This is a genomic window from Vicinamibacterales bacterium, from assembly GCA_035699745.1.
Taxonomy (GTDB): domain Bacteria; phylum Acidobacteriota; class Vicinamibacteria; order Vicinamibacterales; family 2-12-FULL-66-21; genus JAICSD01.
Map to the genome: position 1 here is coordinate 20,004 of DASSPH010000010.1, position 12,721 is coordinate 32,724.

At 67.0% G+C, this 12,721-nt stretch carries 12 protein-coding genes; 6 read left to right on the plus strand and 6 right to left on the minus strand.

The window, feature by feature from the left end; translation table 11 throughout:
• Positions 1 to 34: 34 nt before the first annotated feature.
• The 4 genes from VFK57_01025 to VFK57_01040 all read left to right on the plus strand — a co-directional run bounded on the left by VFK57_01025 (position 35) and on the right by VFK57_01040 (position 6,189).
• Entirely contained in the window at positions 35 to 3,487 is a 3,453-nt protein-coding gene (locus VFK57_01025) for an error-prone DNA polymerase (GenBank protein HET7694260.1), read from the plus strand.
• Between the two features lie 127 nt (positions 3,488 to 3,614).
• Positions 3,615 to 4,553 carry a hypothetical protein gene (locus tag VFK57_01030; protein ID HET7694261.1) on the plus strand — a complete coding sequence of 313 codons (939 nt, stop codon included), beginning with the start codon at positions 3,615 to 3,617 and terminating at the stop codon, positions 4,551 to 4,553.
• 11 nt (positions 4,554 to 4,564) lie between these two features.
• Positions 4,565 to 5,338, plus strand: coding sequence for an MgtC/SapB family protein (locus VFK57_01035; protein ID HET7694262.1), 774 nt, complete (start codon positions 4,565 to 4,567; stop codon positions 5,336 to 5,338).
• Positions 5,335 to 6,189: a phospholipase D-like domain-containing protein gene (locus tag VFK57_01040; protein ID HET7694263.1), complete on the plus strand. Its 855-nt coding sequence runs from the start codon at positions 5,335 to 5,337 to the stop codon at positions 6,187 to 6,189. Before VFK57_01035 ends, VFK57_01040 begins: the two co-directional genes overlap by 4 nt.
• A gap of 88 nt (positions 6,190 to 6,277) precedes the next feature.
• Here the strand turns inward: VFK57_01040 and VFK57_01045 are convergent, their stop codons facing one another.
• Genes VFK57_01045 through VFK57_01065 form a run of 5 tightly spaced genes read right to left on the minus strand, consistent with a single transcriptional unit; the run spans position 6,278 to position 10,160 of the window.
• Positions 6,278 to 7,213 (minus strand): metallophosphoesterase, encoded by a 936-nt coding sequence (locus tag VFK57_01045; protein ID HET7694264.1) that lies wholly within the window; start codon positions 7,211 to 7,213, stop codon positions 6,278 to 6,280.
• Positions 7,214 to 7,236: 23 nt separating this feature from the next.
• On the minus strand, positions 7,237 to 7,812 hold the full coding sequence (locus VFK57_01050; GenBank protein HET7694265.1) for a hypothetical protein: 576 nt from the start codon (positions 7,810 to 7,812) through the stop codon (positions 7,237 to 7,239).
• 30 nt (positions 7,813 to 7,842) lie between these two features.
• Positions 7,843 to 8,346: a YajQ family cyclic di-GMP-binding protein gene (locus tag VFK57_01055; GenBank protein ID HET7694266.1), complete on the minus strand. Its 504-nt coding sequence runs from the start codon at positions 8,344 to 8,346 to the stop codon at positions 7,843 to 7,845.
• Positions 8,346 to 9,320 carry a radical SAM protein gene (locus VFK57_01060; protein ID HET7694267.1) on the minus strand — a complete coding sequence of 325 codons (975 nt, stop codon included), beginning with the start codon at positions 9,318 to 9,320 and terminating at the stop codon, positions 8,346 to 8,348. The genes VFK57_01055 and VFK57_01060 overlap by 1 nt, the downstream gene beginning before the upstream one ends.
• 48 nt (positions 9,321 to 9,368) lie before the next feature.
• Positions 9,369 to 10,160, minus strand: coding sequence for a DUF4097 family beta strand repeat-containing protein (locus VFK57_01065; GenBank protein ID HET7694268.1), 792 nt, complete (start codon positions 10,158 to 10,160; stop codon positions 9,369 to 9,371).
• Positions 10,161 to 10,270: 110 nt separating this feature from the next.
• On the opposite strand from VFK57_01065, the gene VFK57_01070 reads away from it, so the two are divergent.
• A complete protein-coding gene (locus VFK57_01070) occupies positions 10,271 to 10,663 on the plus strand; it encodes an SET domain-containing protein-lysine N-methyltransferase (GenBank protein ID HET7694269.1) in 393 nt (130 codons plus the stop codon).
• Between the two features lie 116 nt (positions 10,664 to 10,779).
• On the plus strand, positions 10,780 to 11,415 hold the full coding sequence (locus VFK57_01075) for a YqiA/YcfP family alpha/beta fold hydrolase (protein HET7694270.1): 636 nt from the start codon (positions 10,780 to 10,782) through the stop codon (positions 11,413 to 11,415).
• Here the strand turns inward: VFK57_01075 and VFK57_01080 are convergent.
• Entirely contained in the window at positions 11,394 to 12,710 is a 1,317-nt protein-coding gene (locus VFK57_01080) for a UDP-glucose/GDP-mannose dehydrogenase family protein (GenBank protein HET7694271.1), read from the minus strand. The two genes, VFK57_01075 and VFK57_01080, sit on opposite strands and share 22 nt — an antisense overlap.
• Positions 12,711 to 12,721 lie beyond the last annotated feature (11 nt).

A 12,721-nucleotide genomic window follows, 5' to 3' on the forward strand; every position in this document is an offset into this window, starting at 1 on the left:
TGCGCACCGCGCACTGCGCACCGCGCACTGATCCGTGTACATCGAACTGCATACCGCTTCGGCCTTTTCCTTTCTCGACGGCGCGTCGCTGCCCGAAGCGCTCGTCGAGCGTGCCGCCGCGCTCGGCTATCCGGCGCTCGCGCTGCTCGATCGCGACGGCGTCTACGGCGCGCCGCGTTTCCACCTTGCCGCCAGGAAAGCGGGGCTGAAAGCCATCATCGGCGCCGAACTGACCGTGGCCGTGTCCGGATCCGGTTGCGGCCGCGATCAGGGACATCTCCTGCGCCTCCCCGTCCTCGTCGAGTCGGCGCAGGGCTACAAGAATCTCTGCCGGCTGCTCACCACCATGAAGCTGCGGGCGCCGAAAGGGGAAGGGGCGCTGACGCTCGACGAGATGGACGGCCGCACGAGCGGCCTCATCGCGCTGGCGGGGCGGACGATGCTGAGCGGACCCCGGTTCGGCGTGGGCGGCCTGTTCGATCGGCTGGTCGGCGTGTTCGGCCGCGCCGGCGCCTGCGTCGAGCTGCAGCGGCACCTGCTCCGCGACGAGGAATCGGACAACCACGCGCTGCGCGATCTCGCCGCCGCGTTCCACCTGCCGATCGTCGCCACCAACGGCGTCCGCTTCGCCGAGCCGGGGGATCGGCCGCTGTACGACGTGCTCACCTGTATCCGGCACAAGACGACGCTGGCGGCGGCGGGGCGGCGGCTGACCTGCAACGCCGAGCGCTACCTGAAGACGCCGCAGCAGATGGCGCAGCTGTTCGCCGATCTGCCGGACGCGCTGCACGGCTCGGGCGAGCTCGCCGATCGGCTGTCCTACACCATGGCGGATCTCGGTTATCGCTTTCCCGAGTATCCGGTGCCGCCGGGGGAGTCGATGGCGTCGTTCCTCCGCAAGATCACGCAGGCGGGCGCGCGCGAGCGCTACCGCCCGATCGAGCCGCGGCACAGCCGCCAGATCGAGCGCGAGCTGGATCTGATCGAGAAGCTCGATCTCGCCGGCTACTTCCTCATCGTCTGGGACATCGTCAACTTCTGCCGGCAGCAGGGCATCCTGGTGCAGGGGCGCGGCTCGGCGGCGAACAGCGCGGTGTGCTACAGCCTCGGGATCACCGCCGTCGATCCGGTCGGCATGGACCTGCTGTTCGAGCGGTTCCTCTCCGAGCAGCGCGGCGAGTGGCCCGACATCGATCTCGATCTGCCGAGCGGCGATCGCCGCGAGCGCGTCATCCAGCACGTCTACGAGAAGTACGGGCAGCTGGGGGCGGCGATGACCGCCAACGTGATCACCTACCGCGGCCGCAGCGCCGCGCGCGAGGTGGGGAAGGCGTTGTCGATCGAGCCGCAGAGGATCGACCGGCTGGCGAAGGTGATGAATCATTTCGAGTTCGTCGATCCCGCGGAGACGCTCGATCGCAATCTGCGCGAGGTGGGGATCGACGGCGCCGCGCCGGACATCCGGCTGTTCGGCGCGCTGTGGCAGCAGATGCAGGATCTGCCGCGCCATCTCGGCCAGCATTCCGGCGGCATGGTGATCTGCCAGGGGCGGCTCGACGAGGTGGCGCCGCTCGAGAACGCCTCGATGCCCGGCCGCGTCGTCATCCAGTGGGACAAGGACGACTGCGCCGACATGGGCATCGTCAAAGTGGATCTGCTGGGGCTCGGGATGATGGCGGTGCTGCAGGATGCGCTGGAGGTGGTGAACGCGTCCGGGGAGCGGGAAGCGAGGAACGGGGATCGTTTCGAGGTCGTGGGCGCGCCGGAACCTCGAGCCTCGAGCCTCGATCCCCGCCCCTCGACGCTCGACCTCGCCCACCTGCCGGCGAACGATCCCGCCGTCTACCGCATGCTGCAGGAGGCCGACACGATCGGCATCTTCCAGGTCGAGTCGCGGGCGCAGATGGCGACGCTGCCGCGGCTGAAGCCGGCGACGTTCTACGACATCGTCGTCGAGGTGGCGATCATCCGGCCGGGGCCGATCGTCGGGCAGATGGTGCATCCGTATTTGAAGCGGCGGCAGGGGCAGGAGCCGGTGGAATACCCGCATCCGTCGCTGCAGCCGATTCTCGAGCGCACGCTGGGCGTGCCGCTGTTCCAGGAGCAGTTGCTGCGGATGGCGATGGTCGCGGCGGGCTTCACCGGCGGCGAAGCCGAGGAGCTGCGGCGGGCCTTCGGGTTCAAGCGCTCCGAACGGCGGATGCAGCAGATCGAGGGGAAGCTGCGCGCCGGGATGGAGCGGCAGGGCATCACCGGCGACGCCGCCGAGCAGATCATCCGATCGATCACGTCGTTCGCGCTCTACGGGTTTCCCGAGTCGCACGCGGCGAGCTTCGCGCTGCTGGTCTACGCGAGCGCCTACCTCAAGGCGCACTTCCCGGCGGCGTTCTATGCGGCGATGTTGAACAACCAGTCGATGGGGTTCTATCACCCGTCGACGCTGGTGAAGGATGCGCAGCGCCACGGCGTGCGCTTTGCGCCGATCGACGTGCAGGTCTCGGACTGGGCCTGCCGCGTCGAGCCGGACGGGCGGGTCAGGCTGGGGCTGATGTATGTGAACGGGTTACGGCGGGAGGCCGGCGATGCAATCGCGGCCGCCGCCGACACGCAAGGGGCGAGGGACGAGGCGCGAGGAGCGAGGGTCGAGGAGCGAGGACCGGGGCGGTGTCCCAAGTGCGGCTGTGATGATCCCTCCATGCTCGAAACGCTGCATACGCATGAGGGGTTCTGCAACGTCTGCTCGCACCTCTGGACCCTCCCAATCGCCAATCCCCAATCCGTCAATCGCCAATCCCCCAATCGGCAACCGTCGATCGCCACTCGCCCATCGCCACTCGCCAATCGTTTCGAGTCGCTCGATCAGTTGATTCGCCGCTGCGGGCTGCGGCGCGACGAAGTGGCGACGCTCGCCCAGATCGGCGCGTTGAACGCGTTCGGCCTCGACCGGCGCACGGCGCTCTGGCAGATCGAACAAGCGGTACGGCCGGCCGGCGAGCTGTTCGCTGCCGCCGGCGGCGATAACGCCGAACCCCGATCCCGGATCCCCGATCCCCGATCCCCATTGCAGCCGATGACCGTTCCCGAGCGGCTGCTCGCCGACTATGCGGGAACGAGCCTGACGATCGGGCCGCATCCGATGTCGTTGCGGCGGCCGGAGCTGGCGCTGCGCGGCGTGCTGCGCGCGAGCGATCTGCCGTCGGGACGGCACGGCCGGCGGGTGCGGGTCGCCGGCGCGGTGATCACGCGGCAGCGTCCGGGAACCGCGAAAGGGTTCGTCTTTCTCACCCTGGAAGACGAGACGGGGATTGCCAATATCATCGTCCGCCCCGACCTGTTCTCGGCGCAGAAGGCCGTCGTCGTGGGCGAGCCGTACCTGCTGGTGGAAGGCACGCTGCAGATTCAGGAAGGAGTGACATCGGTGAAGGCGGAACGATTACACTCTCTCGGTGGCCGAACGCCTGAGGTCGATTCCCACGACTTTCGCTAGCCCGTTCCGACCCCGTCGTTCGATCAGACAGGCGCGCGGCAGCGGCGCCGCCCACCGGACCGGGTCGCTCCACAGCCCCGACGGTCGGTCAGCTCAGCTGGCCCCGCGCTTGCACTCCAGACGGCCGATGAGGTTGTTCCTGCTGCTGCCGGCTGTCACCGTGGCGGCGCTGCTGCCCGGCTGCCACGCCACCATCCGTTCCACGCAGGCCGCGCCACCCACAGCGGACCAGATGGCGGAGCTGTGGGTCGAGCCGGAGCGCACGCGGGATCTCTACTGGGGCGTCGGGGGGCAGCGGCTCGCGCCGGATCCGGCGGCGATCTATAAAGTGCTCGAAGTGAAGCGCACCGGCTTCAGCATGGGCCTCACCGTCGAAGGCCCGGGCAAGCGGAAGTGGAGCGCCAAGATGCCGCCGGAGGCGCCCACCGAAGTGGTGGCGTCCCGGCTCCTCTGGGGCCTCGGATATCACCAGCCGCCCATCTACTACATGGGCAAGTGGAACGCGGAAGGCGCGCCCGATCCCAACCCGCAGCTCCCGTCGCGGTTCCGCGAGTCGAAGCCGGATCTCCACGGACTCGACGACGAGGGCATCTGGTCTTACTATCGCAACCCGTTCGTCGGCACGCGGCAACTGAACGGCCTGCTCATCATGCAGGTGATGCTGGGCAATTCGGATCTCAAGGACGAGCAGAACGCGCTCTATGTGCTCACGGAGAAGTTCGAAGGGGCATCGCGGTGGTACGTGGCGCGCGATCTCGGTCAGTCGTTCGGGCGCACCGGGGTGATCGACGCGCCGCGAGGCGATCCGAAGGTGTTCGAAGAGACGCCGTTCATCAAGGGCATGGCGGGGCAGTACGTCCGGTTCGACTACCGCGGCCGCCACGGGGCGCTGGTGGATCGGATGACCGCGGCGGACGTGCGCTGGATCTGCGAGCGGCTGCAGCGGCTGACCGACAAGCAGTGGACCGACGCCTTCCGCGCCGGCGGCTACGCGCCGCAGGTCGCGGATCGTTTCATCCGCCGGTTCAAACAGAAGGTCCAGGAAGGTCTGGCACTCGGACGATGAGGACGGCGATGGTGCATTCACGGCTCTGGCCGCGGCTGATGCTGTTTCTCCTGCTGGCGCTCGCCGGGGCGGCGCCGTCGGCCGCGCAGCCGCCGGCCGGCGGCGACACGGCGCAGGCGCAGGCGCGCAGCCTGCTCGAGGGAGCGGCCCCCGACCTGCGCAGCGAGCTGAAGGCGGCGATGCTGCGTCTGCCGCTGGCCGCCCTGCTCGGCGCCATGCTGGCGGTGCGGCCGCGGCGCAAGGGCACGCCGGCGCGGCAGCCTGCCGTCATCCAGACGCAGATCATCCTGGCGATCGTCGGCGCGGCGGTGATGCTGGTGGTGGGCTCCAACCTGGCCCGGGCGTTCGGTGTCGTCGGCGCCGCCGGGCTGGTGCGCTACCGCGCCAAGGTCGAAGACAACAAGGACGCCGGGGTGATGCTCTCGGCGCTGGCCGCCGGGCTCGCGTCGGGCGTCGGGCAGTATGCCATGGCGGTGTTCACCGCGGCGTTCATCATGGTCACGCTGTGGGTGATCGAGTCGTTCGAGCCCGAGGGGCGGAAGCTGTTCGATCTCAAGATCAAGATGGGGAAGGACACCGACGCCCGGCGCAAGGAGTACGACGCGATCCTGAACCGATTTCATGTAGACTTCGACCTGCTCTCCTCGTCCGACGAGGAGGTCTGCTACGAGGTGTGGGTGCCGCTGGAGATGCAGAAGGATCGGTTGTCGAACGCGCTGCTGCGGCTCGATCCCGAGGGCCACGGCGGCGTGGAATGGACTGAGAAGAAGCCCAAGAAGAAGTGAAGCTGATCATCCAGCCCGAGGACGGCGCCGGTCCTGTCATCAAGGCCCTCGACAAGGCGAAGAAGACGATCGACGTCGTCATCTTCCGCTTCGACCGCTCGGACATCGAGAGCGCCATTCACGCCGCGATCAAGCGCGGCGTCGTGGTCCGCGCGCTCATCGCCCACACCAACAAGGGCGGGGAGAAGAACCTGCGCAAGCTGGAGCTGCGGCTGCTCGAAGCCGGCGCCACCGTCGCCCGCACCGCGGACGATCTGACGCGCTATCACGGCAAGATGCTGATCGTCGACGGCACCACGCTGCACGTCTACGGGTTCAATTACACCAAGCTCGACATCGACAAGAGCCGCAGCTTCGGCATCGTCACCCGCGATCGGCGGATCGTCAGCGAGGCGATCAAGCTGTTCGACGCCGACGCGCTGCGCCAGACCTACACTCCGGGGCACCGCCGGCTGGTGGTCAGTCCGGAGAACTCGCGCGCCGTGCTCACCGAGTTCATCAAGGGGGCGAAGCAGCAGCTGCTGATCTACGACGCGCAGGTGAGCGACAACGGGATCCAGAAGCTGCTGCAGGAGCGGGCCGACGCCGGGGTCGAGATCCGCATCCTGGGCAAGCTGGAGAAGTCGCTGGACGGGGTGAAGGTGCGGAAGCTGTCGGACCTGCGGCTGCACGTGCGGGCGATCGTGCGCGACGCGCGCGAAGCGTTCATCGGCAGCCAGAGCCTGCGCCGGCTCGAGCTGGACGGGCGGCGCGAGGTCGGCGTCATCATCAAGAACGGCACCATCGTCCGCCGCATCCAGGCGGTGTTCGAAGCCGACTGGCGAAAGAAAAGCCGCAAGAAAGCCGCTTGAGGATTTGGAAATGTGGAAATTTGGGAATTTGGAAATCTAAGGACCTCCGTTCCAGATTTCCACATTTCCAGATTTCCAGATTTCCAAATTATTTGCGCCTCGTGATCGTGCCCGAATCGATCACGTTCCCGGCCATGTCGACGGCATTGAAGGTCAGGTGGTCCCCGTCGATCTCCATGAGCATGAACGTGCGGGTCTGATCGTTGCCGAAGGCGGTGAGCGGCGAGCCCGGGCGGAGGTCGCCGCGCCGCAGCTTGCCGGACGACCCTTCGACGAAGTACTGAATCCCGTTCTGCGGCTTGATTCGTTCGTAGACGTGGTCGTGGCCGTTGAGCACCAGGCTGACGTTGTACTGGATGAAGAGCGGCTCGAGCACGGCGCGCAGCTTCAGCTGCGAGCCGTGCGTCCGCGCCGAGCCGTAGAGGGGATGGTGGAAATAGACGATCTTCCACTTCTCGTTCGACTTCTTCAGCTCGTCTTCGATCCACTTCAGCTGATCCTGATCCATGTAGGTGCTCTCGAGCGCGAAGAAGCGGACGTCCTCCTTCGGCCCCTTGAACGTGTAATAGAGATTGCCGTCCATGTTGAACAGCTTGTAGAACCGCTGCTCGCGCGAATCGTGGTTGCCGAGGCTGGCGTAGAACTTGACCCCGGCGTCGAGCAGCGCCTTGTACGGCGCCTCGAACTTGCGGACGAAGTCCTGCGGCCGGTCGGACCCGTAGATGTTGTCGCCGAGCATCACCACCAGCTCGAACGGGAAGCGGCCGCGCCACGCCGCCATCTGCTTGCCGATCTCGTACTGCTCGCTGTCGCCGTCGCCGTTGTCGCCGATGGCGCCGAACTTCAGCGTGTCCCCCTTGTTGGGCAGCGGCACCTGCGCCTGCCGCGCTCCGGCCGCGGCGACGGCGGGGTTCGGCGCGGCGACGGCGACGGAGCGCGCCGGTTCGGCGCCGGCGCAGCAGAGCACCGCCGCCAGCGCGCAGGCGGCGGCGGCTGGTTGGAGCGTGCGACGTCCGTTCGGCATCTGACCGTCTCTCTCGCTGGCGTTCACTTGAAGGCGCGCGGCACGAAATCCGCGATGATGTGGGCGTGCGGATCGAAGAGGATCATGTTGGTCTGCACGAAGCGGTACTCCAGTTCCTCCGGCAGTTTCGGCAGCTGCGAGAGCACCTGCGGCGGCACGGTGGAAATCGGCACTTCGTCGGGGTACCGCGCGTTGACCGCCACCGCCACCGTTCCCTTGAACTCGTTGTCGAAGATCTCGGCGCGGAGCTGCCGGCCGTCGGCCCCGCGGAACACCGGCACCAGCAGCTGGCGCACCAGCCGCTGCATCGCCGGCGTGAACAGGTCCCCCTGTTTCGCGTTCTTGCGCGCCTCCTGAATCAGCCGCGACAGGGCGCGCTGGTGCTTGTCGATCTCGTACGGGTTGGTCTGCTCCGGCAGCTTCGGCAGCGTCCCTTCGAGCTTCTTGTGGAGGTCGACGTACCCATCCACGCGCTTGGTGAACTCGGCCAGGGTGGCGGCGTGCGCGTTGACGCGCGGGGCGGATTTCTGACCGGCGGCATGGAGGGGCGCGAGCAGGAGCAGCACGCCGGCGGCCCCTGCCTGGAGCATTTGTACCATGCTCCTGAATTATGCAAGAGGTGAGCCCGGCTAACCCCGGTAATTGCCGAATTGCAGGGCGCAGCCGAAGTCGTGCTCGCGGAGTTGCCGCATCGCTTCCTGAAGCTCGTCCTTGGAGGGGGAGGTGACGCGCACCTGGTCGGCCATGATCGCGGCCTGCACCTTTTTGAGCTTCCGTTCCTTCAGGAACTTCACGATCTCCTTGGCCGCCTCGGTCGGGATCCCCTGCTGCAGGGTGATGGTGCGCTTGACGGTGTCGTTCGCCGCCCGCTGCGTCTCGCCCGGCGTCAGGTTCTTCGTCGGCACGCCGCGCCGCACCATGCGCGCCTGCAGGATCTCCCACAGCGCCGTCATCTTGAAGTCGTCGTCGGCGGTGAGGACGATGGTGTTGTCGGCCTTGTTCAGATCGATGGCGGCGCGCGAGCCCTTGAAGTCGTAGCGCTGCGCCACCTCTTTCCGCGCCTGGTTCACGGCATTGTCGACTTCCTGCAGATCGACGGTGGACGTGATGTCGAAGGAGGCCGCCTGTGCCATCAGGCCACCGCCTCGCGCCGGCCGCGCATGACGCGGCCCACCTTGATCGAGGCGTCGAAGATCGCGCCGACGCGCACGCCGCCCGGCAGCCGGTGCGACCCGACGGCGGCCAGCGCCGCCGACGCGATGCAGCCGCACTGCGAGCAGTCGGGATTGCCGCCGAACTGGCAGGGCGTGATGCGGTGCTCGAAATCGGCCGAGACGCACGACGTCGTCTGCGCGAAGATGCACTCGTCGGGGCTCTCGGGCGGCGCCGCGTATTTCTTCAGCAGCCCTTCCGGCATCTTGATCTTGCGGTGCTTGCGCCGCAGCAGCATCAGCGCGGCGATCACCCGCTCGCGATCGTGCGGCGTCAGGATCTCCGGCGAGCGCTCGCCGATCTGCGGCGTGTAGAGACTGAACCACAACTGCCGCACGTGCGGGTTGTCCGACCACGTCTGCGCGAATTCCTCCAGGTAGCCTTCGCGCTGCGCCTGCTGCCGCGTGATGGTGCAGTGGACGGTGATCTGGTGGCCGGCGATGTGCCTGGTGATGCGATCGTAGGTGGCCGGCGTGCGTCGGGCGTCGTGTTCCGGCTGGAGGCCGTCGATCGAGACGACGATCTGGAGCCGCGGGATCGACGCCCACTCGGGCGGAATCGGGCGCACCGCGCTGGTGACGAGCTGGGTGTAGATGCCGCGCGCCGCCAGCGCCGGGAGGATTTCGTTCAGTTCGCGGAAGCGCACCAGCGGTTCGCCGCCGACGATCGAGACGTGAACCGGGTTCTCGTCCTTGACGATCGCCAGGACGCGATCGACCAGCGCCTGGCCTTTGTAGTCCGTGACCTGACGCAGCGTCACCTCGCCGCCGAGGTGCTCGTCGCCGTAGGCGTAGCATCCCGGACAGCGCAGCGGACATTCACGCGTGATTTCGATCGAGAGCGAGGGGCGGTAGCCGCGCAGGATCTTTCCCCACGCGCTGATCAGTCCTTCCATCCTCCGAATATTAGCATTGTCATCCGCGCCGCCGCGCGCCCGCGCGCGCTACTCGCGCTTCAAGGTGATGCTGCCGTTCACCGTCTGGAGCGCGAGCGTGCGGCCGCCGCCGCCGATCGTGCCGTCGAGACGCCGCCGCGAGAGGCGCCCCTGCACGGACATCGGAAAGTCGACGTTGATGTCGCCGTTCACGGTCGAGGCCCGCACCTCGGTGCTGAGCGTCGCCGGCAGCGTCAGCGTGATGCTGCCGTTGACGGTGTTCATCGACAGCGTGTCGGACCAGTCGGCGCGCCCCATGTCGCCGCGAATCGATCCGTTCACCGTGCTGGCCCGACCGCCGCCGGTGGTCGAGAAGGTGACCGATCCGTTCACCGTCGTCACCACCACGTCGCCGTTGAGCCGGGTCGCCTCGACGTCGCCGTTCACCGTTTTGCCGATGAAGGTGACGCCGGCCGGCACGCGGACGGTGAAGCGGACGTTGACGTCGTTGTTCTGGACGTTGTTGCGGCCGCCCTCGCCGGGGGCGCATTCGTTGGGGCGCGCGCCCTCCCGGCTCGGATACACGGCGCAAATCGTGACGCCGCCCTCGTGCGGCACCACCTGGATGCGGACGCTCGCCGGATCGTCGCGTCGCGCCGACTTCACGGCGACGACTTCGACCTGGTTGCTGCCGGACGGCTCGGCCCGGACGTCGCCGTTGACGCCCTTGATTTCGATGGCGCGTCCCTGGGGAATGGCGCCAGCCCACGTGAAGTCCTGCGCCGAGGCAGGGCCGGCGCTGGTGGTCAGGAACAGTGCGGCAGCCGCGGCCGCCGTGAACGCACGTCTGCGATGTGTCATGCCGGCTTAGACGGCCCGGCCGCAGCCCAGGGTTGCACGGGGGAATCTGGAAATCTGGAAAGGTAGAATTTGGTAATCTCACCCGATTTCCAAATTTCCAAATTTCCAAATTGATTGAGAAGCGTCGTTCCGGTATCGCGGGTTGGGGCGTCTACGCCACCCAGCCCATCCCCAAGAACAAGCGGATCATCGACTACGCCGGCGAGAAGATCCCCAACCGCGAGAGCCTGAAGCGCGAGCGCCGTTACCTGAGGAACGGGCACATCTGGTGTTTCAAGCTCAATCGCCTCTACGTGCGGGACGCGGCGGTCGGCGGCAACATCGCGCGCTACATCAACCACGCCTGCAAGCCGAACTGCTACACGCAGGTGATCGGCGATACCATCTGGATCCGCGCCGCCCGCAACATCCGCAAGGGCGAGGAACTCACCTACGACTACTCGACGGACGGCGAGGGCACCATCCAGTGCCGGTGCCGGCCCGGCTGCAAAACCAAGTTCTGAAGGATTTGGAAATGTGGGAATCTGGAAATGTGGAAATCCGGACGCAGGTGTTCCGAATAAGATTCCGAGATTCCAGATTTCCAAATTCCCAAATTTCCAAATTCCCAAATTCCCAAATGCGAGTGGTCTACCTGCACGGTTTTGCATCGTCGCCGCAGTCGGGCAAGGCGAGCTTCCTCGCCGCGCAGTATCGGGCGCTCGGTGTCGGGTTCGACGCGCCCGATCTGAATCTGCCGGATTTCTCGACGTTGACCGTCACACGGATGATCGAGCAGACGCACCAGATCCTGACCGCCGCCGCCTCGCCGGTGACGCTGATCGGCTCGAGCCTGGGGGGATTCGTCGCGGTGCACGCCGCGGCCACGTGGCCGGAGCGGGTCGAGCGTCTGGTGCTGATGGCTCCGGCGCTGGAGTTTTCCAGCGAAGGCCCGGGCGGCCCCGGCGGCGCCGACGTGGCGGAGTGGCGCCGCAACGGCAGCCTGATGGTCTTCCATCATTCGTACGGCCGAATGATGCCGATCCACTACGGGCTGTACGCGGACGCCCGCCGCTACGACGCGGCGGCGGTCACGCTGCCGATGCCGGTGCTGGTGTTTCAGGGGCGGCGCGATGACGCCGTCGATCCCGCGTCAGTGGAGCGCTGGGTGCGCGGGCGTCCGAACGTCACCCTTCACATGCTGGACGACGACCACCAGCTCTCCGGCTCCCGCGACTTCATCTGGTCGGCGCTCTACCAGCAGATTCCGCGATAGTCGCCGGGAATCTGCGAGCGGTCCGTCCTGACGCGCACCAGGTCGAGGATCACCTGATCCGGCCGGGTGCGGGTCAGCGCGTCGCCGAACTCCGGCGCGCCGTTGCCGACGACGATCACGTCCGACTTCTCGAGCACCTCGTCGATCGACTCGGTCAGCAGCGATGACAGGTGCGGAATCTGCTGGTTGATGTAGTCCTTGTTCGCTCCCACCAGCCGCGCGATCGAGACGTTCCTGTCGTAGATGCAGAGCGAGTAGCCCTTGCCGAGCAGCGCCTCCGCCAGGATGACGATCGGGCTCTCGCGCAGATCGTCGGTGCCCGCCTTGAAGCTGAACCCGAGCAGGCCGATGCGCTTCCTGCCGGTCTCGACAATCTCGTCGACGGCGTGCTGGATCTGCAGCTGGTTGCTGCCCAGGATCGAGTTGATCACCGGCACGTCGAGATCGACTTCCTTGGCGCGATACTGCAGCGCGCGGACGTCCTTCGGCAGGCACGATCCGCCGAACGCGAATCCCGGCTTCATGTAGTACGACGAGAGATTCAGCTTCTCGTCCTTGCAGAAGATCGTCATCACCTCGTGGCTGTCGATCCCGACGCGCTTGCAGACGTTGCCGATCTCGTTGGCGAAGGCCACCTTCAGCGCATGCCAGGTGTTGCTCGCGTACTTCATCATCTCCGCGGTGCGGATCGTCGTCGTCTCGATCGGCGCGTCGACCCGCCGGTACAGCGCCCTGGTCGGCTCGGCGTCGGACGCGTAGTTGTGGCCGACGAGCGTCAGCGGCGGATGCCGGAAGTCGTGGATCGCGGTGCCCTCGCGGAGGAACTCCGGATTGACCGTCACCCCGAAGCCGGTGCCGTACTTCTTCCCCGACGTGCGCTCGATCGCCGGAATCACCACCTGGTGCGTCGTGCCGGGCAGCACGGTGCTGCGGACGACGACGACGTGGTAGCCGGCTTTGTCCTTGAGCGCCCCGCCGATCTGCTCGGCGACGCGCTCCAGGTAGGCGAGATCGAGGCTGCCGTTCCTGCGGCTCGGCGTGCCGACGCAGATGAGCGAGATCTCGCTGTCGCGCACCGCGTCGGCGGTGCTGGTCGTCGCGCGCAGCCGGCCGGCGGCAACGTTGTCGCGAATCAGATCGTCGAGCCCTTTCTCGACGATCGGGCTGCGTCCCTCGTTGAGGCTGGCCACCTTGCCGGGATTCACGTCGACGCCCACGACCGTGTGGCCGTCCTCCGCGAAACACGCGGCGGACACGCTGCCGACATAGCCCAAACCGAACACGGAAACGTTCATTCCAGGTACTC